A 26,494-nucleotide genomic window follows, 5' to 3' on the forward strand; every position below is an offset into this window, starting at 1 on the left:
TTCTTATTTCTTTCTAAAACTTCATACCAATCGAATGGATGTGGTTATGCATGGCCAACAACCTTTCAATTTTCTTATGCACCACCGCTAGGCGATCAGCAAAAGTTTGGCGCGCCATATTGGCAGCCCTTGCAGCTGCTGATTTGTTGCAACCACACTTTATGTAGTAGGCCGCAATCACGATGCGATCAGCATCACCCAGGGCATCCACCGCCACCTGGATATCCGATACATCCGATTCGGTGGGCCGCCATAGAACTGCTATATCACCGTCCCAGACCTTTGAGCTAACGGAACCAAGGCGACAGATTGGGCTTTGGCCCGACCAACCTTGAGCCCTGTCGCGGTTGATGTATTGCACCTGTGCCCACTCCTTGAGCCTTTCATCTATAAATCTGATCATGGCACTCCCTCCAGTCCACTGATAAACCACCGCCATGCAGTGGGTTTGAAATACACGCATTGATGCTGATTACCTGGTTGTCATCTTCGAATGCCACACCTTGGAGTGCGTCTTCAACAACCTTGATGCAGTTGCTGAGATCCAGACGGATTTTGCTTGCTTGTCCACGCCTGGTTACCCTTGGGTGAAAGATTAGGGTGAGCTCCACGGGTCCGTCGAGTTTTTTCACCCCTTCAGAAGCGGCGATTAGCTTCACATCCCTGATGAACGCCAAAGCCTCTGAAGATCTGATTGTTCGGCCCCTGAAGTGGCGCCAGTAGCGATTCGCCGACACTGGGTAGGGTAGTAGGATTGGTTTCATCTTGAGCCCTCCATCCACTCGCGACGAGCGATCTTGCGGTGAGATTCCCAGTTGAATGTGATCACCTGGCTGATTTGAGTTAGGCGGTCGAAGGTCCGGTCACCGAGGTATTCTTTGACGCCAAGAACCTGAACACCACCATCCATATAGGTCCTCGGCGGGCAGTTCGACAGAAATATGGTCGATTTTCTCTCGTTATACCTAGCGTTCAAAATGTCAAAAAGAATTTGCTGTTCGTTATCGGATCCGCTCTGCACACCAACTTCATCAATGATTAGAAGGACAACTTTTTTGAAATAGTCGAGCACTTCTTTTTCGGTCTTTTCTGAATCGCGCTGCCAAGTGGCTCGGACGGCTTTTATCAGGTCGCCGACGGTGACGTAGATGACCGTGTGCCTCTTTTGAACCTCCTTCAAAATTGCGATGGCAAGGTGTGTTTTTCCATTTCCAATATTGCCTAGGAGAGCGAGACCATCGCCATTAGTTTTGTAATAGTCGAAATTTTCTGAGTACTCTCTGCAGGTGCTCAGCGCCCTTCTTTGATCGTCGTTATCACAGCGATAATTTTCAAAAGAGCAATCCTCAAATCGAACCGGCACTCCTACGAGACCCAACCTGCGTTTTATCTCACGCATCTGGGCTTCTCTCTCTCTAGAGATCTGATCTTCGATCTCCTTTTGCTCTCGGATCGACTCGCAGGTAGGGCACTTCGACCAACTCTCATGTATGCCAAAATAATTTCTGCCGATCGACTGATACTCTCCATGCACGTCGCACTTCTTGAGTCGTGTACCAAGCTCTGTCAGCTTTTTCTCAGATTTGAAAAGCGTGTTTGTGAAATCTGTTTCGCGTTTCATAGCATTCCGTCCTCCGAGGCTTTGAATGCAGAAGAGGGCAAGGAGGTGCCTAAACGGGCGCTGGCTTGCTTCTTGGGCTTCTGTTGATGGTTATCTATCCATTCAGCCTTGAAAGACCGCCATCCGCCTTCTATTGCGGTTTCCAATGCGGCCTGAAGAGTGATACCAGCCTTCACTGCTTCCTTTTTTATGGAATTGATGGCGGTGATGGTAAGCGGAGCGGATGTCTTTGATGACCTAACCTTTAGGAAGTCATCCCATACTTGCGTGTCTACATCATCAGGTCTATCGATCAAGGATATGACCTTTTCGGCCTTCTTCGATGGTTTGGCTTTTTCAGACTTTAGGTCCGAAATTTCAGCACCGTCCTTATTATTATTAAATGACTTATCTAAGTGATGTGTATATTGATGTGTAAGAGATCTCTCTGATCCCATTGTATGGATCGCTGTGATCCCATTGATGAGATCACTCTGATCCATACCTACTTCTTGATGGGATCTCTCTGATCCCATCTCTTCTTCTGGACCCTGAGAGCCAAAATCGGACTCTCGAACCTTCTTCTGAAACATTATTTGGAATAAAGCTGCTTTTCTCGCTCTTGGAGTCGTATGAGTAAAAAACTCGCTTGCCAAATCGCTTCGTACCGGGGTGATACGGTAGATGTTTGTTTGGTTAAACCGCCTGGTACGAATGAGGTGACCTGACTTACAAAGCTCAGCAATCGCACGCTTGATCGTTGGCGCGGAAAATTTGGTTCCGGCTTGGATGTACACGATGCTGGGCCAGCAATAGCCCTCGTCGTCTGCAACGTCGGCAAGCTCCTTCAAAACAGCCATCTGAACCGGATTGGTTATGGTTGACGTCTTTACGGCGTGTTTGACTGAGAGGCTCATTTGGACACCCCGCAAGCTGCTGATTTGATGATCAAAAAAGCATTGTGTTTATTTAAATTTACGTGTACTATTGGATTCATGGACTTCCTCACTCGAAGTTCAGTTTTAAAGGCGGCGCCCGATTTCGCAGATCAGGTGCCGTTTTCATTTATGCCCATGCAGGGCAACTTCTCAGAATATTCAATTTTTCTCTTTGTGCACGTTTTTGTGCCTTTGAACCCCCCTTTTTTTAATGCTTGGTTCCGCCGTAGACTTCAACAGCCTCGATGTCAATAATTCGATCAAAAAGTTCGTTCGACAGAGACATCTCCGCGTGAAAAATCACAACCTCAGTCAACAACCATTCTTGTTGGACCTCAGTAAGCTGAATTTTTGAAAGTCGACTGATGAATGAACACTTCTCTTGTAGGTATCAGTTCAGCGATCCAAAGTCGCTCATGGTCTGGGTCTCGTCAAAAAACATTCCGATTCGAGACGCCACATCTAGCTGTTGCCACAAAGACTTGCAGAGATAGAACCCACGCTGCGTAGCCGACCTAAGCCGCATGATTGCCGATTCAGGATCACGAACCGCATCAGCCGCGTGGGCCGCTAGGTCTTTTGGCTCAGAGAGATCAAAATCCTCGCGCATCATCGTCAGCCGAGCGTGCTCTCTGAAAAGAAAGGATGGCGCGTCAACCGCCGCGAAAGCACCTGTGTATGAATTGTGCTTCGGTCCAAAAATTTCGCTTAAGTAATCAGTCATTTACAACCCCTGTTGTTTTTTAAATTAAATCAGTGTATTTTTAAATCGATTTATCTTTTTCTCTAAGTGGGCGTCGAAGAGTATTTATATCGATCCCAGTCAGCTCAGAGATTTTTCGAACGTACTTGTCTGGAAAACCGCGTTCGCGCCAACCGTTAACGTTTTGCGGGCTGAGGCCGAACATTCGACCCACGGCGGTGGTACCACCAAGCTGTTTGATTACATCAGATGCAATCGTAGATTTTTTCTGGTCTTGCTTTTCCATCTAAACCTCGTTTCGTCACGGTCTCAACACTTTAAACTAAACAAATTTAAATTGCAAGTATTTTAGTGTAAATCGTGCGTTGCTTGGTTGCATTTTAAATTAAATTGTGTTAGGATTACTTTAAATGAGCGAAAACTTTTTGGGCGCGATCAACCAATTACTCAACGCTAAGTACGGTGGTAATCGGTCAAAGATGGCTTCAGATCTAGGTTTCAGCCCTCAAGTCGTGGCCGCGTGGGTATCTGGAAAAAGTGTGCCTCGCGATGAAAACCTTGAAATCATTGCTAAAGCAATGGATATGTCTGCAAATGAGCTATTGAACGGAACACAGTTCATAAAGCCCGATGAGACAGAGCTACGTCTGCAAAAAATTGAGAGGCGGCTTGAAAAATTAGAGAAAGGTTACTTAGCAAAGCAAGATTCTGATCCATTGATAGATCAGGTGATTGAGACCCTAAGAGGGGCTTCAGTCGACCAGCAAAAAGCAATCCTCCAGATCGTTAAGACATTGAGAGGAGGGGATTGAAAAAAAGAGGGGTTTAGATGTTCAGAGATTTTACGTACGGACGGGGTGAAGCATCAGAGTTAACAGGTACTTTGATGATCTACAAAAATATCTTGATGAGCCGTGAGGACTTTGAATCCATCTGTCGAGCCGAAGATATCGTGGCACACCTTATGTCAAAAGCTCGACAAGCAATGCCTGATCTAGTGTCGATTCACTTTAAACACCCATGAAGGAGGTCTAAAAAGTTATCGTGTCGTGTGGTGAGGTGCACCATGAACAAATTCTATTCCTACAGAGAAGAGGTTGATCCTAATTTCGAGCATGTCAGCAAAAAGTACAAGTGCGATATTTTTGGCGTAACTGTCCAAATGGGCCGCGCATGGTTCTTGGCGTCAGATGAAAACATCTTGATCCCATCACAAGATATCGAGCGCGCGGTTTTTTTTGACAAACCTGAACTTGCTATCGAATGGGAGCGCTTTGTTGAGCGCGACTATTACTTTCGAATTTATCGAAAATTTCGAGCCAGTCAGATGGATCGAAAAATTCGCCAACTGCACGCTACCGGATCGGATAAAGACGATTCTGAGAATTCTCTTGAATATAAAGAGGTGCCGGTTCGCGATCAAAATTTAAGCGAACGATTACAAGAAGTGTTCGATTCAAAAAACGAAAATTACGATCCTAAAAAACACCCCGCTGTAGTCGCCGGACATGCTCATATCGATGAATATGAAGATGAAAATTCCCCTCCCAATCACTTGCTTTTTGCACTTACTGAGAGAGCGGTAACTACGTGCACCGATGAGGAAAAAGCCTTCGTTTTGAAGCTGAAACGACTTTGCGCGTCAGCCCCTAAGGCGGATTGGTCGATCTATGACGATGCAAGTGTTGACGCCTGGTCAAACCTAGAAATTGAGCTTTCTGAATCTCATCCAGTGATGCATCAGGTAACCAATTTTTTAATTGATGAGCTTTTGCTTTCAAGCCGCCAAATCAAGCCAAGCCCCCGCCCAATCTTAATGGTGGGCCCACCTGGGGTTGGAAAAACCTATTTCGCAAACGATCTTGCTTCCCGATTAAAAGTACCATTCGTATCCATGTCGCTAGCAACCGCCGATACTCCATGGCCGCTTACGGGTAACAATTCGAGCTGGTCAAAAGCAAAACCGTCGAATGTGATTTTCGAGATAGCAAAATCGAATTGCAGATCTGGGCTAATTTTTATTGATGAGATCGGCGCCGCTGCTGAAGACCACAGCCGCAACTATCCGATCCTTCCAACCCTACTGGAACTTTTGGATTTGGAGCAGTCGGCCCGTTTTCGAGATCATTTTTTTGGGTTCGATATGGACCTGTCTGGATGGATCAAAATACTTTCTTGCAATTCAGTTTCAGGTATCGATAAAGCAATTTTGGATCGGTGCCAGGTGATTGAAATCAAGCGTCCTTCGTCTGAGCAGCAGCTGCGCATCATTGAGCTAATGGTCGGAAAGCTCCCGGTGGACTTTTCCATGGATGCCTTGGTAGAGATCAACCGATCATCTAGAAGCCTTCGACAGGTACAGGCTGATCTCCGAAAGTTGGCCGCCCGTGCCTTGCGAAATGGTTTTGATAAGGTTCAATTGATTGACGCAAAGCGGCTTCAAATACCAGCTGAGTTCCGAGTGTGAAAAAAACAGGGGTTTCAGACTACTGTTTTTATCAACAGTGATAGAAAAGCCGGTATTTTGGTTGAGTGCGAATTAAATCGGGTGCATTTATGTTTCTAAGCGAAGATGAGATGGTTGATCTTACTGGTATAGGTGCCGGTCGCTCCGGTCGAACAAAGCATGAACTACAGGTTTCTTTCCTGAAATCATGTGGCATCCCTTTCATCCTGAACACGCGTGGACGACCAATTGTATCCAGGGCTTATTTTGAGGCCGGTCGCATGGCCACCGCCGCGCCGATTCAGAAGCAATCTTGGCAGCCAGGGGTTATGTAATGGGCCGCGTCTCTTACGTTCACCAAAACTTGCCTCCCAGGATGAGGAAGCGCACCAAGGGTGGCCGCGATTACTATTCATATGATCTTGGTGGTCGTCCACGTAAAGAGATCAGCCTTGGCACAAATTTTCTTGCCGCGGTTGAAAAATGGGCCGAGCTTGAGCGGGCCCATGGCGGTGGCTATGTAGTAGCCGAGGAAAAACCGACCTTTTTGGATCTTTGTACAAGGTACATCAAGGATGTGCTGCCGAATAAGGCGCCTCGTACCAGACAGGATAACTTGAAGGAAATGGAGAAGTTAAAAGGCTTCTTCGGAAACCCACCGGCGCCACTAGATGAGATCAGGCCTATCCATATCAGGCAGTACCTGGACAGGCGAACCAAGGATGGTAAGGCTCATGTCAGGGCGAATCGCGAGAAGGCCCTGTTCAGCCACATGTTCAACTTCGCCCGCTCGATCGGTATGACAGATGCTGAAAATCCTGTCTCTGGCGTCAAGGGTTTTAGCGAAAAAGGCCGTTCTACTGTGTATGTTGAAGATGAAGCGTTTGAAGCTGTGCTGAAAGAAGCCGACCAGCCAACTCGGTTTGCTATGAAGCTGGCATACCTTTCAGGTCAACGACCTGGTGATGTGCTTTCCGCAACTACTGGTGACATTCGAGACGGGTACCTGCACTTCGAACAATCCAAGACGGGTAAAAAACTGAGGATTGAGATCACTGGGGAGCTGCATAGCCTAATCTCTGAAATCCAGGCATACCGCCGCAAGAAAAGTGTTATCCATCACTATTTGTTGATCACGGAATCAGGCTCGAAGCTAACCGAGAACTCATTGCGCAACCGTTTCACAAAGGCCCGTGCAGCCGCCGGGGTTGATATGAAGCAGTTTCAGTTCCGTGATCTACGTGCTAAGGCAGCTACTGACACCACTGAAGCAACCGGTGATATTCGCCAGGCACAGAAGCAGCTGGGGCATGCCAATTTAGTAATGACTGAGCATTACACCCGCCAGCGCAAAGGCGACTCGGTGAAACCAACCAAGTGAGACCATATGAAATCTATGAAAGTGATCGAAAAAACAAAGGGTGTGGCGGTGGTGGCTGGATCGAGTTGCCAGGTGGATGATTTTTTCGGCCGCCTTGCAGCGAACGATGTTTTTATAAAGGAGGCGGAAGAAGCCGGTGTATCAGCTGAAGCAGCTAAAGCACTGCTGAGTGAGTCTAGCCGCCTGGTGAAAATCTTCCATCCTGTGCACGTTCACAAGAATGATGTTGACCTTATACAAAGCCAGACATCTTCCTCCTGATGGCATCACCAGCACCACCGGTAGGAGTAATCGGCTCATCCCTTCGGCCAACTGCAGCGAATTTCGCCCTGTAATCAAAAACCGGAGCCTCCACGACCTGGTGGCTTTTGGCCTCTGTATTTGAAATATCAGCCTTTAGTGTTGATTGCTCTTTTTTCATAGCCTGGCCACCGCCAGATTTGCTTTTTCTTTTGTCACCAGGCACTCCAAAAAGAGCACGATCAATGTCGGTCTTCAGCCAGGCCAAAAATTCCGGGCTTTGTTCTATGTGGGGCAGCCTTTCACGAACGAATTGGCCAACCTTAGCGGCCTTTCTGGAATCCTCGTTCTTCAGCTTGTGTAGCAATAGTGCCCGTTTCTGGTCCAACTCGGCTAGTCGCTGTTCAGCTGTTTTCATGATCGCCCCGTAAAGATATATACATGAAAACAATTGTAGATCAGCGTTGTGTTAAAGCGAAGTGTTTTAAATTGTCGTAAGCACCGTGCGAAATTAAATTGAAATTGCTTGAAATATCAATTAAATTAAACTAAAATGGTTTAAACACTTGGAGATGATCATGCAACCAATTTTTTCAGCACTGACTAACGAATCAAAAGATCGCGCACCATTAGAAGTGATGGACCTGCCGTACGCCTCTTATCCAGAGGAGCTCACATTGGCCCTTTCATGCACTAGTCTAAGCCGCCTAGAAGCTAAGTGCTTGTGTGGTGAAAAAGTACACCTGGTGAAGCGCCTTGAAAAAGAATCTGGAGGGGTGAAAAACGAAATGTGGTCTCAGGATGGAGTTTGCTCAGCATGTGATCGCGCTGTTCTGTTTGAGCACCGAATCGTTACCGGAAAAGATTTCATGCCAGGTCGATCTGTTCGAATCAAAAATCTTCGTGGTGGACCGGATTTGTTCGACGCATTTTTTGAGACGGCTCAAAAATATCGGACCGATGAAGAGCGCGACAATATTTTTGTGCTTTTCCGGGCGCGTGGGTGAATTTCGTTTTTCACTCCTTTCAGATACGCAAACCATATAAAAAGTTTTCGACATGAAAAATTTCAAGTGCCAGCTGAATGTAATTTCTCGAAGTTCTGGGGCCTCAGCGGTTCAAAGATCGGCGTACAGGGGAGGCCAAAAATTACTCGATCTTGAGAAAAACAAGGTTTTTGATTATTCGTATCGAAAGGATGTTGCTTACAGCGCTTTTTTCCCTCCGAAGGGGTCACCTGGATGGGCAACTTTTCCGGAACCTACTTGGAATGCCGCACAGAAGATAGACAAGCGCAAAAATAGTCGATTAGCGCGTGAGCTAATGGTCTCCTTACCAGCTACTTTTAGCCATGAGGCGCAAGTGTCGGTCGTCGATCAAATCGCCAATTTTTTGGTCTCTCAATATGCGGTTGTCGTTCAAAGCGATATACACAGCCCGAAGATTTTCAGCGAGAAGCAGCTTGAGGAGCTAACTGACCAGCACGCGGTACCGATTCCGAGTCGACCTGGGTTCTATCAGAACGAAAATTGGCATGCGCACGTGATGTTTTCGACCAGGGAAATGACGCCGAGCGGTTTTGGAAAAAAGACACGGGTTTTAGACGATCGGAAAACCGGCCGAAAGGAAGTGGAGAGGATTCGGGAAACTGTGGCCGAGATTATCAACGCAAAGGCGCGTGAACTGGGAATAGCCTTAAATATGCACGCAAAATCAGCCCGGCGCCGTGGATCAAAGAATCTACCTACGAAGCCGCTTGGTCAAAAAGGCCATTGGGCCGCCAAACACGGCTTTGAGGTGCCTTGGCATAAGTTGAACAAGGAAATAAAAACATTCAATGCCGAGCTTGAAGCCATAGAGGCTGAAATCGCTAATCAGCCACCGCCAAAATCAAAGCGAAAACCAAACACCGGTATGTCGATGTGAATTACCGATATTTTTTGGCCTTTAAGCTGCCAATTTGCTTGGTCTCAGTCGAATAGTTGCCGATCTTTTTGCCGATATCTCGGCTAGAAAATCTTTCCCGCAAAGTTTTCTCGATCTAAGCCCGACGCGGGTCTTCAGATGGCCTTAAAAAGCCATTTGCGGGAATTTTTTTACCTTAAGTCTATGAAATCGCTCAATATGTCTTCGGACTGTTAATCCGCAGGTCCCTGGTTCGAGTCCAGGTCGGGGAGCCAAGTTTTGAAAGAAGGGCTTGCAGCAATGCAAGCCCTTTTATTTTTTCAGTTGGTGGCGCTTCCGATCGAGATAAAAGCGGCGATCTGCTAGCCCTCGTGTGAATCACCGCGATCCTGCAAAAAACACCGTTGTTTTTACACGCACCCTCCATTTCCTTCGTCCAAACCTTGGGCCACGAATTTCTCCAGATACCAATGTGACATATGCTTGACATATGCCAAATTGAATGAGACGATTTTGTACATCGGGCTTGTGAATGTTGTTCAGGTCCAGTTTGGGCACTTGTTTCGGTTTGGGGGTACAAATATGAGAACTGTCGCACTATTTAAGAACGGTCGAAACCAAGCCATTCGCCTTCCCAAAGAGTTTGAATTCCAGGGTGTTTCCGAACTCGAAATCACCCGCGAGGGCGATGCGTTGGTGTTGCGCCCCGCGCGCAAAAGCTGGGAGAGTTTTGCGGCGGTGGACATGGCCGATACGGACTTTTTGGTAGAGCGTGAAGACATTGTTGAACTGGGGCGTGTGTTGCTGTGAAACAGGTCTACATGTTGGACACCAATATTTGCTCGTTCATCATTCGAGAAAAACCGCAAAGTGTCCTGCACCGTCTGCAGGAGGCGGTTCAGGCGCGCAGTCGTTTGGTGATTTCGGCTATCACGTATGCTGAATTGCTTTATGGTGCCAACAGCAAAAAAGCTTCGCCAAGGATGGTTCACATCGTGCGTGAATTTATTGAGCGCATGGATGAGGTCCTGCCATGGGATCGTGACGCTGTGGAGCAGGCTGCCACCCTGAAGAAGACCCTTGAGGCGCTGGGCACACCGATTGGGCCCAACGACACCGCGATTGCCGGCCACGCGCTATCGCAACATTGCATTCTTGTGACCAATAATCTAAGCGAGTTTTCGCGAGTGCCAGGCCTGAACGTGCAAGATTGGGTGCAGGGTAATCAGTAAGAGAATCAAGGTGATGGCCGATGGTTGCTTCGCCGTGGCATCGCTCAACGACTTTTCTCCACCCAGGTTTTCAAGGGGGTGACTTGCGCCCACAGGGCATGGCCTGTATCGTTGGAATGGATGAAGTCGCCACTGTTGTACTGGGGCAGGTAGGTCAGCCCGCCGGGTGCCTCCACCGTTTTGTTGTAATCGGCGGTGCCATCGCATTCGCCGCTGTTCAAAATCCAGTCGTTGAGTTTTTTCCGCTCACCGTTGAGGTTGGCCTGCATGGACTGCGCGCCCGGTAACCAGGTTGGGCAAAACACCTGAATACCTTTGCTGTGGGCTTTGGCGATGACCTCTCGATAATTGTCGATGATTTCATCGGCTGTGCGGTCGGCCAGGTCGTTGGTGACCCACACCACCACGGCGCGCACGCCCACAGTGTCAAACACATCCCGCTCCAGTCGCGTTGCACTGGCATTTTCCAGTGTGTCACCACCAATGCCCCGGTTGACAATGGTCATGCGCTGCCCGGCGCCCAGCTCGCTCAACATCTTGACCGATAGCAGGTCGCTGATGCGTTTGTATCCGTTTTGCGTGGTGTTGTAGCCGTGAAAGCTGGAGCTGCCCAAAAACACCATGGCCCCTTGGGCATCACTGCTTAGCACTTCAACATCGCGAATGGCGTACACCAGGCAGCCGTTGCAGGTCAGTGGAGTGCCCGGCACGGATGAAAATCGGCTGTCATCAATCAGACCGTATCCTGCGCCAGCGTTGCTTCGGGTTTGATCACCAGAGCCGTTGGGCAATTTGTAAGATTCAGTCCAGGTGGCGCCAAACTCTCCCGGGTTGGTGGTGCCTTTCACATACAGGCTGATGGCCAGGTCGTCCTGATTGTTGACCGGAAATGCAATTGCATCGCTGTAAAACGACGGTGTGTTGGGTGGAATGGTGACGCCCTGCTGGCCACAATTGAAGCTGAGCACCCGATTGGAGTTCGGTTTGAGATTGGCGCCGACAGCACCGTCCCGCAGGCCCACGGTTGCGGCACCGATTTCAATGGGCTGGTCGCTTAAGTTGATGAAGCGGATGCGAATGTAATTGCCTTGTGTGGTTACCCGGGCGATGTTGCGAACGGTGGTGTCTGTGGGTGCAGTGCCTGAAGACCGCGTGACGCCCCATGCCGACACCCAGCGGGCATCGGCCTGGCCCTCGGCATTACTGCACGCCGATTGATTGACCTGCGTGCTGTTGATGCGACCAGTGCTTGAACCGGATTCGCCGCCGCCCATGCAGGCCGACAGGAATAGGGTTAGGGCGATTGGCATTGCAACTAATCTTCGGATGGTCAGCATGGCACAGTCCCTTGTGTTTGCTGTTGATACTCGGCCGGAGTCTTTATGGATGCTCGGCGCCTGACCCAGCAAGGATCTTGTCCCGGTCTGTATACCCTGAAGACGCCGATTGCGTTATGTTGGGTGAATAAGGCACGCACAAGGCGCAGCCTTTCAGCAGGAGTCGTCCAATGAAGGCAGTCAAATTGTTTGCCACAGTGCTGGCAGCATCCACTCTGTTGGTGTCTACCCCCAGCCATGCAGACCGGGCCGGTGCGGCCATGGGTGGCTTGGTGCTTGGCGGTTTACTGGGTGCGGCCATTGCCAGCTCACCAGGCCCCAGTGTGCCGCCCCCAGCACCGGTTGTTGTGCAACCCGCACCTGCTGTCGTTCAGGCACAGCCAGTGCCCGTTCCCCAGTGTGTATACCCCGGCGGTGCAGTGGGCGCATGCCCAGGGTATGCCGTTCAGCAGCCGCCTGTGGTGGTGTACAGCCCGGCACCGGTGTATTACAGCCCGCCACCCGTGTATTACCGGGCACCACCGGTGGTGTCCTTCGGTTTTTATGGTGGTGGCGGTTACCATCATCACCACCATCGGTACCCATACTGACCCTTTGGCACCTACTTAGGCGCAGGGCGCAGCAATTGGGCGGGCATTTTCAGGCCGTTGTTGCGCACTGCCTGCGAGGCGGCCTGCGTCCGTTCCCAAAACGCCACATAGGCCAGGGCTGACCCATACAGGTCCTGGAGCAATGCGGGTGGTGCATCCTGTCGAAGTTCCTCAATGCTGTCGGCGGCCATGCCGTAGTGGGCGTTGCCGTCGGTGTCTTCGTTCCAGGTTCGCCCGGTGCCATCGGGTGCTTTTGCCGCGGGTTGATCGAACCGCAGCGCTTCTCGCTGATTGAACTCTTTGAGGGCATCAAACCCTTTGCCTTTGAACAGTTCAAAGGGGTAGCGTACTTCGTGGCCTTGCTGGATTGTTTTGCGGGGTGCCGCCTGCGGTGAAAGCCCATTGGTGTCGCTGCCAAATCCCATCGCGAACGGGATATTGCTTCCACTGGCTTTCCACGCGGAGCGAATTTTTTGCCACAGGGAAATGAAGTCGGGCGTGTCATTGTAGGTGGGGTACACCAACCCTCCGCCTTGGAAAATGCGCTTGGCTTGCACCACGGACAGTCCGGAAAAACCATGGCCTGAAATGGTGGGGTAATGGGGCTGTTGGGCCAGGGTCAAGTCCAGCAACTGGTTTTTCAGTTCATAGCCCAAATGGTCGATTTCAAAGTTGAACCCCAGTTCCATGACCTTGCCGAACGTGTACAAACCAATCGGTGTCAATGTTCGCGCATTGCATTGCGGCTCGCTGGGGTAACAGGCTGTTTTGCCGCCGGGCCGTCCACCCCTGCCTGTGAATGCGCAGGCAGGGGGTGGTGGGCCCAGGTTGGTCATGGTGGCACCCAGCGCCGGAAAGATGGACCCTCCCACGGCTACGTCGGTCAGGCTTGGGCAGGTGTGGGTGGTCCAGAATTCACCCGTGGCCAAACCAATGGGCTCGAATTGTTGAAGGGCTGCCAGTTGGTTGGGTGCACCGGTTTGAAGTGCCAATGACTTCTGTACGTTGTTCAGGCCGCCGGAGTTTTCGCGATTGCCCAGGTTCAGCACCAAACCTTCAAAAATGTCGCTACCGCCAAAGGCGTTGTCAAACTCATGCACCGTGAACAGGTTGCTCACGCCGATGGCTTTCAATTCTTTCAACTGCGTCAAAATTTCGTGCGGTGCGCCGGTTTCGGTCATGGTGCAGCCGTACAACTGGCCGGTTCGAGGTTCACTGGTTTCCTCGAATCCTTCTTGCTGGTTCAATGGGTTGAATGTCACGCTGCAATCCAGCAGGTTCGAGACTTCAACGCCCAACAGCACAGCAGCCTTGCCCTGCGCAATCACGTCACGCGCCTGGGCGGGGGTGGTAACGATGCGCCACCAGCCGGCACCGCGGCCGCCATATTGGGCATCAATGTAATCCTGAAGCGCCCAGGCCGTGTTGAGTTGGCGTTTTGCGCTCAGCATTTCGTTGCAGTTTTGGGTGGGCTTGCCCGCTGCGTTGCGTTGCACTTCACACAGGGTTTGGTTGTCCACGGCAAAGTTAACGATCAAACGCAATCCCGCTTTCCAGGCCCGTTCCATCCATTTCCAATAAGTGGCTTCGTGTGTGGTGGCGGTGCGGCTGGGCCAATCAGGAAAGGTGGGCCAGCCGGCCGTGTTGTGGCCATCCACATCGCCGGTGAACAGGCTTCCCACCACATCGCCGTGGCCGGTCGGTCCGTGTTCTGCTGCGCAACTGGCCAAGGCGTGTGTTACACCGAATTTGTGAAAGGGCCCACCAGGCTTTGCACCGCCCAGAAATGTGGTGGATGTGGCGTGCAAATGCGTGTCTGCATAACCCAGTAGCTCGGGGCCCTTGAAGGTGTCTCCATCAACATTGCTTTGCGCTTCGGGAAATTCGGCGCAGCGTGCGGCAGGCAATTCCCGCAGTCGGTAAGCCTGGGGCAAGGCTTGACCCTGGGCTGACACCAATTCGAATTGATCGCCTCGAATGTCGGGGTCGATGAACCCCCGGTAAGCCGCCAGCAGGACTGGATCGGCCTCTTTGGCCGGGTCAGGCGCTGTTGGGTACACCGTGGTGTCCCCTTTGATGCGCAGTGTCCACACGGCCAATGGGTTGGCCTGCGACAAGGGGCTGACCGTGAGCAGGTTGCCGGTGCCGGCCGATGTCAGGAGTTCGCCCGATTCGGTGTACAGAAGGTACTCACCGAGTGCAGCGGGTTTGAAATAGATGCCAGCGGCCTGGTCCAGGTCGGCGGTGTTGTTAGCCCAACTGTCCCCATCGCGGGTCAAATACTGGCCGGTGTCTGCCGCCTGAATGGCCAGGCATTGGTTGTTGAACTGGTAGCGTGTTTTGCCCACATTGGCACCCTGGCCTTCAACCAGCCGGTTGCCGTTGGCAGAAGAACCACTGTCCGTATTGCCCAGACAACTGGACAACAAGGGCAGTGCGAACAGGGCCAAGATGCGGGCCAGGTTGGGTCGATGGGTCATTGTGTGGCCTGGTATGGGTGACGTTGGCCGCAAACCACTGGGCCTTAATGCTTATACCGGGCGTTGTTCGGATCAGGATTCAGCCACCCATTGCTCGATATGTGCCCCTGAGAGGCGCTATTTTGTCAAATTGTTTCAAAGTTCTTCTGTCACACTTTGTTGACATTCCGGGGTCAACCATGCAATTGAATGAGTATTTGCCACATGGGTTCTGCATCAATTGGAACCCGTTTTTGCTGGGCCTTCATGTGGGTTCCGACCTGCTGATCGCGCTCGCGTATTTTTCCATTCCGGTGAGTTTGCTGTGGATCAGCAAACGCCAGAACCTGGGCTCGTTGCAAACGGTGTATTACCTGTTCGCCTTGTTCATTTTGGCGTGCGGGGTCACCCATGTCATGGGCATTGCGACTTTGTGGGTGCCCCTGTACTTGTTTGAAGGTTACGCCAAGGCGTTCACGGCATTGGTGTCGGTGGCCACTGCACTGTATTTGATTCCCAAGTTGAAGTTGATCCTCTCCTTGCCGAATTTGCAGGAGTTGATCGACCTGAATGATCGGTTAAAACGTGAGGTGGCCGAGCGTCAGGTCATTCAGCAGCATTTGGAAAAGTCGATGCATGAGGCCATTGAGGCCAAGCACACCCAATCGAAATTTCTGGCCAACATGAGTCATGAAATCCGCACGCCGATGAATGGCGTGGTGGGGGCTTCTGAACTGTTGCTGCACACGCCGATGGATGCAACTCAGAAAGATTTGATCAAAACCATTCGTGCCAGTGGCAAAGCCTTGCTCAATTTGTTGAACGATATTCTGGATCTGTCCCGGGTTGAGAGCGGGCGTTTTGTGATCCGCAAGGGGCCCGTCAAGCTGGAACAGCTCTTTGAGGAGGTGGCGGAGAGCTTTGTGCTGGAGGCCGAGCAGAAAAACATCGAACTGATTTGTCCCTTCAATCCCAGCTTCAGCACATTGATTGAAGCGGATGGAACACGCCTGCGCCAAATTTTGTTCAATCTCGTGGGCAACGCGGTGAAATTCACCGATGCTGGCCATGTTCAGGTGACTTGGTCCATCCGAGAGGCCAGCCATGCTGCCGATGGGCATGTGCTGTTCGTGGAGGTTGGCGACACCGGCATCGGTATTGCGCCACAAGACTGTCAGCGCGTGTTTCAGCGTTTTAAACAGGCCAGCCAGGACCCCACAGGGCAGCACCGGGGCGGAACAGGTCTGGGCTTGACCATTGTGCATGAGTTGTTGGAATGGATGGGTGGGCATATTGCGCTGGACAGTGTGTTGGGCAAAGGCACACGGGTGGAGTTCAGTTTGCCCGTCCGGTTGATTGAGCAATCTGACCCAGCGACGGTATTGCCGGCCTCCTGCCGGCCCCGTGGCCAGTTGGGGGTCTGGATGAGTACCGACATCCTTCAGCGGTATGTGGAGTCGCAATTGCATCACCTGGGTTTGGGAACCTGTGATGGACAATCCATGCTGGAGCGTTTGGGCTCAAGCACTGAGCCCGCGCAGAGCAACACAACAGACTTGCTGTTCGTGAGCCGCAAATGTTTGCTGAACCAACCCAAGGTCCGCGAGCGCTTGCAGCAACTGAAAAGCCAAGGCCATTTGAAAGTGATCCTGATTGATCAATTGTCGCTGAAGGTGGCCGGTGAGTCCAATGCTTACGCCTGGGTGGATGCCTCTGTGCTCAAGCCACTCAGCTTTGTGAAGTTGGCCGAAGCCTTGAAGCAGGTGATGGGTGATGGGGCTGCGGGGTCGATGGTGAACCCAGAGCATCAGTCTGTCGAGCCAGCACTGCATCAATTTGAAGGCCGTGTGGTGTTGGCCGAGGACTCACCCATCAATCAGAAAATCATTCTGGGCATTCTAAAGCGCTACGGTGTTCAGGCTGCATCGGTGGCCAATGGTCAGCAATTGATTGACCACTTAAAGGCGCATGAGGTGGACCTGGTGATTGTCGATGGGCAAATGCCGGTGTTGGATGGTTATGAGGCCACCCGGCTGATTCGCCGGGGCGAATGCGGTGCGTACAACGCGCATGTGCCGATTGTGGCCCTGACAGCACACGCCATGGCCGGTGAGCGGCAGCGGTGCCTGGAACTGGGGATGGATGAGTTTTTGGTCAAGCCCCTGGATGTGGATGAATTCATTGCGTGTTTGAAGCGATTTTTGAAAACAGTGCCCGGCGATGCAACACTGCCGTCGGCGGTGTGAGGAGAACTATTCCTGCCGGGGTGCATCTATTCAAGACCCTGTAACGTATACTGGGTAGGGCCATTGGGTGGCCTTTGAATGGATGTGAACAAGATGAATGCGTGGACCGTATTTGGACTGGGTTGGCTCGGCCTGGTCGTCATTTTCACTGCAGTGTGGGCGGTGCAACTCAAAACCCGCAACGCCGGTATTGTGGATGCGGTGTGGGCCTGGACTTTGGGTGCCTTGGGTCCCTGGTTTGCACTCAATTCAACAGCCCCGATCGAGGTGCGTTGGCTGATTGGCATCATGCCGCTGGTGTGGGGCCTGCGCCTGGGCACTTACCTGTGGTTCCGTAACCATGGGCATGCCGAAGATGGCCGCTATGCCCAACTGCGCAAGGAGTGGGGCGACGCGCAAAACCTGCGGATGTGGTCCTTTTTCCAGGTTCAAGTGGTGTTTTCAATGTTGATCGCTTTGGGTCTGGCCGTGGCTTCACAGCGCACCGACGCACCTGCTCCGGTGTGGCTGTGGCTCAGTGTGGTGTTGTGGGTGGTGTCCATTGCCGGTGAGGCTTTGGCCGACCGTCAACTGGCCGCATTCAAGGCGAACCCGGCCAACAAGGGGCGGGTGTGCAAGCAGGGTTTGTGGAAGTACTCCCGACACCCCAATTATTTTTTTGAATGCGTGCATTGGGTGGCCTATGTGCCTTTGGCCTTGGGCGCACCCTGGGGGTTTTTGTCCCTGATTCCGCCTGCGGTGATGGCATTCCTGTTGCTCAAAATGTCCGGCATTCCGGCCACCGAAGCCCAAGCGGCCCGCACACGGCCAGAGTATGCCGAGTACATTCGCACCACCTCCGCCTTTATTCCCTGGTTTCCAAAATCCTGATTGTGTAGGTTTGTTGATTCATGCGTAGCCCAACTTCCAGCGCACCGGTGGCCAGTCCACTGGTGAGCCAATTGAAATTGTCTGTTTTGAACCTGGCCACCAACGCGGCCATTGAGGCCTGCGAGCGTGGGTGGGTGCCCGATGCCGCGGTGCGAGCTGCCATGCGGGGCCTGATCCAGCAACGGCTCGATGATGAATGTGCCGACCAGCCTGAGGTGGCCCGTGCGCGTTTAAGTGCCTTGGTGGAAGAGCTTCGTGCCAGCCCGATTGCGGTCGATACCGATGCGGCCAATGAGCAGCACTACGAAGTGCCCGCCGAGTTTTTTCACCTGCACTTGGGCCCCCGCAAGAAGTACTCTTGCGCCTGGTATGAAACCGGTGCAGAAACCCTGGCAGAAGCCGAGGTTGCGATGTTTGAGCAATACGCTGCACGGGCAGGCCTTGCTGATGGTCAGCGCATTCTCGAGTTGGGTTGCGGTTGGGGTTCCATGAGTTTGTGGATGGCCCAGCGTTATCCGCAATCCCAAGTGGTGGGGGTTTCCAACTCACATGGTCAACGCGCGTACATTGAGCAACGGGCTCGCGAGTTGAGCCTGACGAACCTGAAAATCATCACGGCCAATATCGTGGATTTTGATTTTCCCTGTGAAGGTGTTGAGGCGGGTTTTGACCGGGTTATCTCGATCGAAATGTTTGAACACATGAAGAATTACCAGGGGCTGTTCCGCAAGATTTCCAGCTGGATGAACACGGGTGCACGCATGTTTGTGCATGTGTTTGCCCACAAGGAGCTGGCCTACCATTTTGTGGTGAAGGACAAAACCGACTGGATGAGCCAGTACTTTTTTACCGGTGGCATCATGCCCAGCGCTGACCTCTTTCTGCATTACCAGGACGACCTGAAAGTGGTACAACGGTGGTGGATCAATGGGCAGCACTATGAAAAAACCGCCAACCACTGGCTGGCCAATATGGATGCGGCCAGGAAAGACATCATGCCAGTGTTTGAAAAGGCCTATGGTGCTGCGCAGGCCAAAATCTGGTTCCAGCGCTGGCGCATGTTTTACATGGCGGTGGCGGAGCTGTTTGGCTACAACCTGGGCCGAGAGTGGGGTGTGGGGCATTACCTGTTTGAAAAACGCAGCTGAGCGAGGAGAGCAACATGAACCGACGCGAGTGGATGACCGGTGCGGCAAGACTGTTGGCAGGTGTGGGCTTGATGGGCCCCACCGTGGTATGGGCAGAAGAGGGCAGCAAAACCCAGCAGTTCATCGGCAAGGCCTATGACAAGGATTCCGGCCAGTGGATTTACACCGAACAGCACAACCAGACTTTCCGGAATGGTAAGTGGGTGTCGGGCGTGATTCGCTATGTGCTGCCCAATGGTGAACTGGTTGCGGAGAAGAAACTCGATTTTTCGGTAGACCCCTTCATTCCGTTGACCGCCATGAGCATTCCCCGCTCCAAATATGCAGAGGCCATCACCGAGGTGAACAAAGACTTTGTGGTGATGCAAACCACGGAGAATGGCAAAACAGAATCGGACAAGGTCAACCGGAAAAATCCGATGTGTGCCGACTCTGGTTTTCACGCTTTTATTCAGGCCAATTTGCCCGATCTGAATGCAGGCAAAAAAATCACTTTGGCCTTTGGTGTGGTGGGGCGGCGCAGTGAGTACAGTTTCCGGATTTTGAAAACCGGCAGTTCGCAACAGGACGGTAAAACCCGGGTGGAGCTTCGGGCCGAGCCCGATTCGCTGTTGCGCTTTGTGGTGGACCCGTTAACCTTGGTTTACGAACTGGAAAGCCGGAATTTGCTGGAGTACAACGGGTTGTCCAATATTCCCGATGTAAAAACCGGCAAGCCGCCGATGGTGAAAATCGTTTACTCCGGATATTAAGCCGATGATTGAACCGGGCGGTTCAAGTCCTCAACCCGGTCAATGTCGTGATGAATGCCGGGGTCTTGAACATCCACACGATGAACCTGAGCTGCATGTGTTTGAACCAGCCTGCGTGCGCCTTCATCACCAGTCAGTTGCATGAGTGCTGCCTTGTGGGTTGCCAAAAAGCCCACCGGGTTGCCGCGCTGTTGGTTCATGACAGGCACCACGATCGAATGGCCTTCTTTCAATGCCTCGGCCAATTGAACCGTGGTGGAAACATTCACGGCGGGCATGTCGGCCAAGCCGATGAGCCAACCGGTGCACGCCGGGCTGCGGGCGATGCCATGTGCCAGGCTGTGGCCCATGCCCAAATGGGCATCCGGGGCGACGGTCCAGGCACAGCCATGTGGCTCTATGCAGGGCGTTAAGTCGGCTTGATTGTGTTGCCCCACCACGACCAACACCTGGTCACAGGCCGCCTTCAATGCCAACAGACTGTGCACCAATACAGGCTCACCCCGTGAGCCCCAAGGCTGAATCAACTTGTTGCTGCCAAACCGGCTCGCTTGGCCCGCAGCCAACAGAATGCCGACAATCAAACAGGCACACCCTGCGTGCTGTCGGTGTTGCAGGCTGAGCGCACAGCGGGTTGTTGGTGCAGTTGGTTTTTCACCTGCGTTAATTCCGCCAGCAATGACACCGCAATTTCCGGTGGTGTGCGGCTGCCAATCGGCAAGCCCACTGGCCCATGCAGTCGTTCCAGTTCATGGGGCTGTAACTCAAAGTGTTCCTGAAGGCGTGCTTTTCGGCGCGCATTGTTCGCTTTGGAGCCCAAAGCGCCCACATAAAAGGCAGGGCTTCGCAGCGCTTCCATCAAGGCCAGGTCGTCCAGTTTGGGGTCGTGGGTAAGGGCCACGATGGCGGTGTGCACATCGGGCTGAATGGCGAGCACCACATCGTCGGGCATGCCGGGCAGCCAGCGGCTGTTGGGCACATCCCAACTGGCGTAGTACTCCTCCCGGGGGTCGCACACCAGCACCTCATAGCCCAGCGCATGGGCCATGGGGGCCACGTACCGGGAAATTTGTGAGGCCCCAATGAGGAGCAGGCGAAGGCGCGGCCCGTGCACGGTGGTCAGCACCGTGCCAGTCCATTGCAGGGTGTCAGACCGCTCGCCCGGTTCAACCCGCGTGGTGCCCGCTTGCAAGTCCACAGTTCGCAGGGCCAGTGCCCCCGCGCTGGTCAATTTGAGCAACGTGTCCAGTGCGGTCAAGTCAGCAGCCGGCTCCAGCACCAACTCCAGTGTGCCGCCGCACGGCAGGTTGAAGCGGTTCGCTTCCTCGGTGGTCACCCCGTATTTCAACGCCAGTGGTGCAGTGCCATTGAATTCACCGTGCGTGACGCGGTGAATGAGATCGTCTTCAATGCAGCCACCCGAGACTGAACCCACCACCTGGCCGTCGTGGCGCACCACCATCCAGGCGCCCGGTGGCCTGGGGGCAGAGCCCCAGGTGCGCGCCACGGTCACGGTGGCAAACCGGTGCCCTTGTGCAGCCCATTGAAGGGCCGCATTCAGCACCTGTGCGTCCATCGTGTCCATGTCAGTCCTCAGGCCTTCAGAAGGGCCGTGTCCACCGGCATGGCAGTCAGCCGTTTGCCGGTTGCGGCAGCCAGCGCATTGGCCACAGCAGGCGCCAGCGGGGGAACCCCGGGTTCGCCAATGCCAGTGGGGGGGGCCGCCGAGGGCACAATGTGGGTTTCCACCTTGGGCATGTCAAAGATGCGCAGTTGTGCGTAGGTGTCGAAGTTGCCTTCCTGCACCTGGCCTTGCTTCAGGGTGATGGCACTGTTCATCATGGCCGACAGGGCAAAGCCCACCCCCCCTTCAATTTGTGCCGCAATCACGTCGGGGTTGATGGCCACACCGCAATCCACAGCGCACACCACGCGGTCTACCTTGTAACTGCCGTCCTTTTGAACAGTGACCTCAGCCACTTGGGCCACGTAGCTGTTAAAGCTCTCGTGCACGGCCACGCCACGTCCGCGTCGCTCACCAGCCTTGCCAGCTTTCAGGGGCTTGTTCCAGCCGGCCTTTTCAGCCGCCAGCTTCAGCACGCCCAAGTGGCGTGGATGGCTTTGTAACAGCGCGGTGCGGAAGGCAACAGGGTCTTTGCCTGCGGCCAGGGCCACTTCATCAATAAAGGTTTCGGTCGAGAAGGCGGTGTGGGACGAGCCCACCGAGCGCCACCACAACACAGGCACCCCAATGTTGTTGGGTGTGTGCAGGTCGCATTGGAAGTTGGGAATGGCGTAGGGCAGGTTGGCTGCGCCTTCCACGGACAGGGCATCCACGCCGTCTTTCACCATCATGCCTTCAAAGGCCGAGCCTGTTGCAATCGACTGACCTACCAAGCGGTGACGCCACCCCGTGACCTGGCCAGCGCTGTCCAATGCAGCCTCCAGCTTGTGGTGGAACATGGGGCGGTAATAACCGGCGCGCATGTCGTCCTCGCGGGTCCACACCAGCTTGACAGGGGCCTTGCCGCCGTGGGCTTTGGCGATCATGGCTGCTTCAACCACGTAGTCCGAATCCTTGTTGGCACGGCGGCCAAAACTGCCGCCTGCGTACAGGGTGTTGATGCGGATTTTTTCCATGGGCAGGCCCAACACTTTGGACAGGGCGAAGTGGTCGCCCGTGTGCAGTTGTTCGCCGTTCCACACTTCGCAATGGTCACCTTGCAGGTTGACCAGGCAGTTCAGGGGCTCCATGGGCGCATGGGCCAGGTAAGGGAAGTCGTAGCTGCGGGAAAGTACCTTGGCCGCACCTTTGAATGCGGTGTCAACGCTGCCGGTTTGCTTGGCCACAATGCCCGGCTTTTCGGCCATGGCCTTGTATTGGGCCATGATTTCATCGCTGCCCAGTTTGAAGGCCTTGCTGTCGTTCCACTGCACTTTCAGGGCATCGCGCCCTTTTTTGGCGGTCCAGGTGTCTTTGGCCAGCACGGCCACGCCTTGGGGAATCTGCACCACGTCAACCACGCCGGGTATGGCTTTGGTGGCTGTGGCATCGAATGATTTGACTGTGGCGCCAAACTGGGGTGGGTGGGCCACCATGGCCACCAGCATGCCGGGCAATTTAAAGTCCTGGGTGAAAGTTGCGGTGCCGTTGGTTTTGGCGAAAGAATCCCGCCGAGGTGCTTTTTTGCCGATGAGCTTGAACTGTTCGGGCTTTTTCAGCACCACAGTCTCGGGCGCTTTTTCTTGCGCTGCAGCTTCGGCCAGTTCGCCAAAGGTGGCTTTCTTGCCGCTGTTGTGGCGCACTACGCCTTCACTCACGGTGATTTCGCTGGCCGGTACCTTCCATTGTTTGGCAGCCGCCGACACCAGCATGGCGCGTGCAGCCGCACCCGCTTTGCGCATTTGCTCAAAGCTGTTGGCCATGGCGGTACTGCCGCCGTTACCTTGGGCCGGGCCCCACAGCAGGTTGTTGTAGCGGGTGGCATCGGCAATGGCGCCTTCCACTTTCACGCTGCCCCATGCAGCATCCAGTTCCTCGGCCACCAAGGTGGCCAAGCCGGTGTAGGTGCCTTGGCCCATTTCCAGGTGTTTGGAAATGACGGTCACGGTGTTGTCCGTGCCAATTTTCAAGAAAGCGTTGGGCTCGAAACTGCCAGCCGCGGCGCTGCCCAGGGTTTTTCCGGGGCCAGACTCGGCCGCCGACATTGCAGCTTGTACGGCGCCTGGAATGACGAAACCGAGGGTGAGGCCAGCCCCGGCTTGTACAAAGCGTCGGCGGCTGATGTTTTCAATGCTGTGTGTCATGGTGCTGCTCCCGTTTATGCCAAGGCCTTGGCGGCTTCGTGAATGGCCGCGCGGATGCGCTGGTAGGTTGCACAACGGCACAGGTTGCCACCCATGGCGCCGTCAATGTCGGCGTCGGTGGGCTTTTTGTTGGTTTTCAACAGGGCCACCGCGCTCATGATTTGGCCGCTTTGGCAGTAACCGCACTGCACCACATCCAGCTTGCGCCAGGCTGCCTGAACGGCCTTGCCTTCACGGCTTTGGTCCACCGTTTCGATGGTGGTGATTTTGCTGCTGGCCACGTCACCGACCGCCACGCTGCAGGAGCGGGTGGGGTTGCCATCCACATGCACGGTGCAGGCGCCACACAGGGCCTGGCCGCAGCCGAATTTTGTTCCGGTGAGGTTGAGGGTGTCGCGCAGCACCCACAAGAGGGGGGTGTCAGCGGGTACATCGGCCTTCATGGCCTGTCCGTTCACGTTGAGTTCAATCATTGGAAGGGCTCCTGAAGAGAGTGGGCTGGATGATGCTGCCCACACAATAGTTTGCAATGTACAACATTCCATCCGTATTTCACTGCAGTTTGTCGGGAAGTCGACTCAGGATAACCCCCATTTGAATCCGTTGCTGCCGAGGCTTGGTAACAGGTTCATCATGTCGAATTCAATGGGTTTTATTTCATCTCAAAGACCATTTGTGGCACGCGGCCGCCTGTACGGGGTGGTGGCGTTGCTGGTGCTCGCATTCTTGGCTGTGGGTTGGTTGGGTTACCGTGGCCTCTATCCTGCAGCGCCATCCAGTGTGCAAACCATGCCCAAGCCCACCGTGGTCGACACCGGTTTTGCGCAAAGCATGATTCAACACCACAGCCAGGCGGTCACCATGGCCATGGCTGTTCAGGAAAATCCAAATGTGGCGGTGCGGGGCTTGGCGCGGTCGATTCTGCTGGCTCAAATGCGCGAGATTGGGCTGATGGAGGGCTGGTTAAGCGCCTGGGATGCAGCACCCGTGCCCATGGGACCAGCCATGGCCTGGGTGGACTCCGTCAAGACATTCAAAACCGTGGAAGACGAATTGTTTGCCACATTGTGTCGCTCACAGGGCGGAAACATGCCGGGACTGGCATCGCCAGAGGACCTGCAGCGGCTGCAGACCTCCACAGGCCCAACACAGGAAAAGCTGTTTCTAACGCTGATGATTGCGCACCACCAGTCGGCCATTCGCATGGCAAATTTTGCATGGCGGTACGCCAATTCACCATTGATCAAAAGTTTTGCAAAAACCGTGGCGCGTGACCAGTTGACTGAAATGGACTGGATGCAACGTCGTTTGCAAAGCCTCAACACACCATAAAACAACGGAGACTCAAGGGCACACCATGATCAACAAGCAATTCAAATGGGCCATATCAGCCCTGGTGATTTCTCAACTGCTGGCAGGCTGTTTGGGCGGCACATCGGGATCCTCCGGGGGCAGTGCGGGGGCAACCATATCGCCGAACCAGTTTCAGCAGTCCAACGATGGTGTGAACATCGCCGCCACTCCCCAGGGCGTGTGCGGCCCGGGCTCACGTCCCGAGGTGGGCATGCAAGGCCGCGTGTCGCAGGCTGATCATGATGCCGGCCGCGCTGCAGCGGGCTTTACCTGCAACACTGAGCTGGTAGGCAAGTTTGCGCCTGACATGGTGATTGGCACTGTGGGTGGCTTCAAGGTGGAACGCTACACCGACAAGGCTGGCCATGACTGTGCCTATTACGACAGCACGCTGCTGTTCCCCACCAATTTGGCCGACCGTGAAATTGGCGTGAATGTGATGGACATGAGCAACCCGGCCAGCCCGGTGCGCACCGCGCGTTTGGTCACGCCCGCCATGTTGTCGCCGCATGAGTCGCTGGTGTTGAGTTCGCAAGGTGGTATTTTGGCTGCCGTGTTGGGCAACCCGGCCTTTGGCCCCGGTGTGGTGGATGTGTATGACATCTCTCAGGATTGCCGCAATCCGGTTCTGAAATCATCCACGCCGCTGGGCGTGTTTGGTCATGAAAGCGGTTTGTCGCCAGACGGCAAAACCTTCTATTCGGCCTCGCCATCCACATCCACGATTGTGGCCTTGGACATTTCCAACCCCAGCGTGCCCAAGCCCCTGTGGTATGGGCAGTACCCCAGCCATGGCTTGTCGATTAGCCCGGATGGCAACCGGGCATACGTGGCCAGTATTAGCGATCCAGCTGGCATGTTGGTGCTCGATGTGTCTGAAATTCAGGCCCGCAAGCCCAATCCGCAAGTTCGGCAAATTTCTGCGTTGACCTGGGACACAGCCAGCATTCCCCAAAATGCCATTCCCGTGACCATTCAAGGCAAGCCGTACATTGTGGAAATCGATGAGTATGCAACGGGCAGCGGTGGCATCATTGTGTCGACCAACGGCCCCTTGGTGGGCGCCGGGCGCATCATCGACATTTCGGACGAAACCCGGCCTCGAGTGATTTCCAACCTGCGTTTGGCCGTGCACAACAAAGCCAACCGGGACGCCATTGCCAACGACCCGGGCGCCCAAAACCCGACCGGTGGTTATGCAGGCCACTATTGCAATGTGCCCACGCGCGTGAACCCCACGATTGTTGCTTGCAGCATGATTTTGTCGGGTTTGCGGGTGTTCGACATCACCGACCCAGCCAACCCGGTGGAGGTGGCGTATTTCAATGCACCGGTCAAGCCCCGGGCGCTGACTCAGCCTGCACCCGCCAGCAACTGGGCCATGTCCAGCCCATCGTTTGTGCCAGAGCGTAAAGAGATTTGGTACAGCGATGGCTACCAGGGTTTTTATGTGGTCAAGGTGACCAACGACGTTTGGAAGTAAAACG

Annotated in this window: 29 protein-coding genes; 16 read left to right on the forward strand and 13 right to left on the reverse strand. The window is 53.7% G+C overall.

The features are described 5' to 3' along the window. Positions 1–13 precede the first annotated feature (13 nt). The 6 genes from VGE55_RS06500 to VGE55_RS06520 all read right to left on the reverse strand — a co-directional run bounded on the left by VGE55_RS06500 (position 14) and on the right by VGE55_RS06520 (position 3,527). Entirely contained in the window at positions 14–463 is a 450-nt protein-coding gene (locus VGE55_RS06500; protein ID WP_331130901.1) for a hypothetical protein, read from the reverse strand. After that, on the reverse strand, positions 384–764 hold the full coding sequence (locus VGE55_RS15025; RefSeq protein WP_414674970.1) for a RusA family crossover junction endodeoxyribonuclease: 381 nt from the start codon (positions 762–764) through the stop codon (positions 384–386). The genes VGE55_RS06500 and VGE55_RS15025 overlap by 80 nt, the downstream gene beginning before the upstream one ends. Continuing rightward, a complete protein-coding gene (locus VGE55_RS06505; protein WP_331130902.1) occupies positions 761–1,621 on the reverse strand; it encodes an ATP-binding protein in 861 nt (286 codons plus the stop codon). The genes VGE55_RS15025 and VGE55_RS06505 overlap by 4 nt, the downstream gene beginning before the upstream one ends. Beyond that, complete coding sequence (locus VGE55_RS06510) at positions 1,618–2,517, reverse strand: helix-turn-helix domain-containing protein (protein WP_331130903.1); 900 nt, start codon at positions 2,515–2,517, stop codon at positions 1,618–1,620. Before VGE55_RS06510 ends, VGE55_RS06505 begins: the two co-directional genes overlap by 4 nt. Positions 2,518–2,929: 412 nt before the next feature. Then, entirely contained in the window at positions 2,930–3,262 is a 333-nt protein-coding gene (locus VGE55_RS06515; protein ID WP_331130904.1) for a hypothetical protein, read from the reverse strand. Between the two features lie 40 nt (positions 3,263–3,302). Continuing rightward, on the reverse strand, positions 3,303–3,527 hold the full coding sequence (locus VGE55_RS06520; RefSeq protein WP_331130905.1) for a YdaS family helix-turn-helix protein: 225 nt from the start codon (positions 3,525–3,527) through the stop codon (positions 3,303–3,305). Between the two features lie 124 nt (positions 3,528–3,651). Between VGE55_RS06520 and VGE55_RS06525 the strand changes: the two genes are divergently transcribed. The 5 genes from VGE55_RS06525 (at position 3,652) to VGE55_RS06540 (ending at position 7,329) form a co-directional block, all read left to right on the forward strand. Next, positions 3,652–4,053, forward strand: coding sequence for a helix-turn-helix domain-containing protein (locus VGE55_RS06525; protein ID WP_331130906.1), 402 nt, complete (start codon positions 3,652–3,654; stop codon positions 4,051–4,053). A 254-nt stretch (positions 4,054–4,307) separates the two neighbouring features. After that, positions 4,308–5,708: an AAA family ATPase gene (locus tag VGE55_RS06530; protein ID WP_331130907.1), complete on the forward strand. Its 1,401-nt coding sequence runs from the start codon at positions 4,308–4,310 to the stop codon at positions 5,706–5,708. Positions 5,709–5,797: 89 nt separating this feature from the next. Then, positions 5,798–6,022: a DUF4224 domain-containing protein gene (locus tag VGE55_RS15030; protein WP_414674971.1), complete on the forward strand. Its 225-nt coding sequence runs from the start codon at positions 5,798–5,800 to the stop codon at positions 6,020–6,022. After that, positions 6,022–7,068 (forward strand): site-specific integrase, encoded by a 1,047-nt coding sequence (locus VGE55_RS06535; RefSeq protein ID WP_331130908.1) that lies wholly within the window; start codon positions 6,022–6,024, stop codon positions 7,066–7,068. The genes VGE55_RS15030 and VGE55_RS06535 overlap by 1 nt, the downstream gene beginning before the upstream one ends. Before the next feature lie 6 nt (positions 7,069–7,074). Then, positions 7,075–7,329, forward strand: a complete 255-nt coding sequence (locus tag VGE55_RS06540; protein ID WP_331130909.1) for a hypothetical protein — start codon at positions 7,075–7,077, stop codon at positions 7,327–7,329. Here the strand turns inward: VGE55_RS06540 and VGE55_RS06545 are convergent. Then, complete coding sequence (locus VGE55_RS06545) at positions 7,301–7,726, reverse strand: hypothetical protein (RefSeq protein ID WP_331130910.1); 426 nt, start codon at positions 7,724–7,726, stop codon at positions 7,301–7,303. The two genes, VGE55_RS06540 and VGE55_RS06545, sit on opposite strands and share 29 nt — an antisense overlap. Positions 7,727–7,886: 160 nt before the next feature. Between VGE55_RS06545 and VGE55_RS06550 the strand changes: the two genes are divergently transcribed. The 4 genes from VGE55_RS06550 to VGE55_RS06565 all read left to right on the forward strand — a co-directional run bounded on the left by VGE55_RS06550 (position 7,887) and on the right by VGE55_RS06565 (position 10,445). Beyond that, positions 7,887–8,315 carry a hypothetical protein gene (locus tag VGE55_RS06550; RefSeq protein WP_331130911.1) on the forward strand — a complete coding sequence of 143 codons (429 nt, stop codon included), beginning with the start codon at positions 7,887–7,889 and terminating at the stop codon, positions 8,313–8,315. Between the two features lie 52 nt (positions 8,316–8,367). Further along, positions 8,368–9,234 (forward strand): MobA/MobL family protein, encoded by an 867-nt coding sequence (locus tag VGE55_RS06555; RefSeq protein ID WP_331130912.1) that lies wholly within the window; start codon positions 8,368–8,370, stop codon positions 9,232–9,234. Between the two features lie 561 nt (positions 9,235–9,795). Continuing rightward, positions 9,796–10,023, forward strand: coding sequence for a type II toxin-antitoxin system VapB family antitoxin (gene vapB / locus VGE55_RS06560; RefSeq protein WP_331130913.1), 228 nt, complete (start codon positions 9,796–9,798; stop codon positions 10,021–10,023). Positions 10,024–10,034: 11 nt separating this feature from the next. Continuing rightward, positions 10,035–10,445, forward strand: coding sequence for a type II toxin-antitoxin system VapC family toxin (locus VGE55_RS06565; RefSeq protein WP_331130914.1), 411 nt, complete (start codon positions 10,035–10,037; stop codon positions 10,443–10,445). Positions 10,446–10,489: 44 nt separating this feature from the next. Here the strand turns inward: VGE55_RS06565 and VGE55_RS06570 are convergent, their stop codons facing one another. Next, positions 10,490–11,755: a GDSL-type esterase/lipase family protein gene (locus VGE55_RS06570; protein ID WP_331130915.1), complete on the reverse strand. Its 1,266-nt coding sequence runs from the start codon at positions 11,753–11,755 to the stop codon at positions 10,490–10,492. A gap of 197 nt (positions 11,756–11,952) precedes the next feature. On the opposite strand from VGE55_RS06570, the gene VGE55_RS06575 reads away from it, so the two are divergent. Further along, complete coding sequence (locus VGE55_RS06575; RefSeq protein WP_331130916.1) at positions 11,953–12,372, forward strand: hypothetical protein; 420 nt, start codon at positions 11,953–11,955, stop codon at positions 12,370–12,372. An 11-nt stretch (positions 12,373–12,383) separates the two neighbouring features. Here the strand turns inward: VGE55_RS06575 and VGE55_RS06580 are convergent, their stop codons facing one another. After that, the gene (locus tag VGE55_RS06580; RefSeq protein ID WP_331130917.1) at positions 12,384–14,852 is read right to left on the reverse strand and encodes a hypothetical protein; all 2,469 of its coding nucleotides are present in this window, start codon (positions 14,850–14,852) and stop codon (positions 12,384–12,386) included. A gap of 179 nt (positions 14,853–15,031) precedes the next feature. Here VGE55_RS06580 and VGE55_RS06585 point away from each other — a divergent pair, with 179 nt between their 5' ends. The 4 genes from VGE55_RS06585 (at position 15,032) to VGE55_RS06600 (ending at position 19,847) form a co-directional block, all read left to right on the forward strand. Next, positions 15,032–17,077 (forward strand): ATP-binding protein, encoded by a 2,046-nt coding sequence (locus VGE55_RS06585; protein WP_331130918.1) that lies wholly within the window; start codon positions 15,032–15,034, stop codon positions 17,075–17,077. A gap of 78 nt (positions 17,078–17,155) precedes the next feature. Continuing rightward, entirely contained in the window at positions 17,156–17,947 is a 792-nt protein-coding gene (locus VGE55_RS06590; protein ID WP_331130919.1) for a DUF1295 domain-containing protein, read from the forward strand. Between the two features lie 20 nt (positions 17,948–17,967). Next, positions 17,968–19,095 carry a cyclopropane-fatty-acyl-phospholipid synthase family protein gene (locus VGE55_RS06595; RefSeq protein ID WP_331130920.1) on the forward strand — a complete coding sequence of 376 codons (1,128 nt, stop codon included), beginning with the start codon at positions 17,968–17,970 and terminating at the stop codon, positions 19,093–19,095. A gap of 14 nt (positions 19,096–19,109) precedes the next feature. Beyond that, complete coding sequence (locus VGE55_RS06600; protein WP_331130921.1) at positions 19,110–19,847, forward strand: hypothetical protein; 738 nt, start codon at positions 19,110–19,112, stop codon at positions 19,845–19,847. On the opposite strand, the gene VGE55_RS06605 is transcribed toward VGE55_RS06600, so the two are convergent. From VGE55_RS06605 to VGE55_RS06620, 4 genes are read right to left on the reverse strand one after another with little or no spacing between them, the layout of a single operon-like run. After that, on the reverse strand, positions 19,844–20,431 hold the full coding sequence (locus VGE55_RS06605; protein WP_331130922.1) for a nucleotidyltransferase family protein: 588 nt from the start codon (positions 20,429–20,431) through the stop codon (positions 19,844–19,846). The genes VGE55_RS06600 and VGE55_RS06605 overlap by 4 nt on opposite strands. Further along, a complete protein-coding gene (locus VGE55_RS06610) occupies positions 20,428–21,432 on the reverse strand; it encodes an XdhC family protein (protein WP_331130923.1) in 1,005 nt (334 codons plus the stop codon). Before VGE55_RS06610 ends, VGE55_RS06605 begins: the two co-directional genes overlap by 4 nt. An 8-nt stretch (positions 21,433–21,440) precedes the next feature. Further along, positions 21,441–23,654, reverse strand: a complete 2,214-nt coding sequence (locus VGE55_RS06615) for a xanthine dehydrogenase family protein molybdopterin-binding subunit (protein WP_331130924.1) — start codon at positions 23,652–23,654, stop codon at positions 21,441–21,443. 14 nt (positions 23,655–23,668) lie between these two features. Beyond that, entirely contained in the window at positions 23,669–24,127 is a 459-nt protein-coding gene (locus VGE55_RS06620; protein WP_331130925.1) for a (2Fe-2S)-binding protein, read from the reverse strand. A gap of 160 nt (positions 24,128–24,287) precedes the next feature. Between VGE55_RS06620 and VGE55_RS06625 the strand changes: the two genes are divergently transcribed. Both VGE55_RS06625 and VGE55_RS06630 read left to right on the forward strand, forming a co-directional pair. Continuing rightward, positions 24,288–24,986 (forward strand): DUF305 domain-containing protein, encoded by a 699-nt coding sequence (locus VGE55_RS06625; protein ID WP_331130926.1) that lies wholly within the window; start codon positions 24,288–24,290, stop codon positions 24,984–24,986. 25 nt (positions 24,987–25,011) lie between these two features. Further along, positions 25,012–26,490: a hypothetical protein gene (locus VGE55_RS06630; RefSeq protein ID WP_331130927.1), complete on the forward strand. Its 1,479-nt coding sequence runs from the start codon at positions 25,012–25,014 to the stop codon at positions 26,488–26,490. Positions 26,491–26,494 lie beyond the last annotated feature (4 nt).

It is taken from the genome of Limnobacter sp., from assembly GCF_036405155.1.
In the GTDB taxonomy this organism is placed as follows: domain Bacteria; phylum Pseudomonadota; class Gammaproteobacteria; order Burkholderiales; family Burkholderiaceae_B; genus Limnobacter.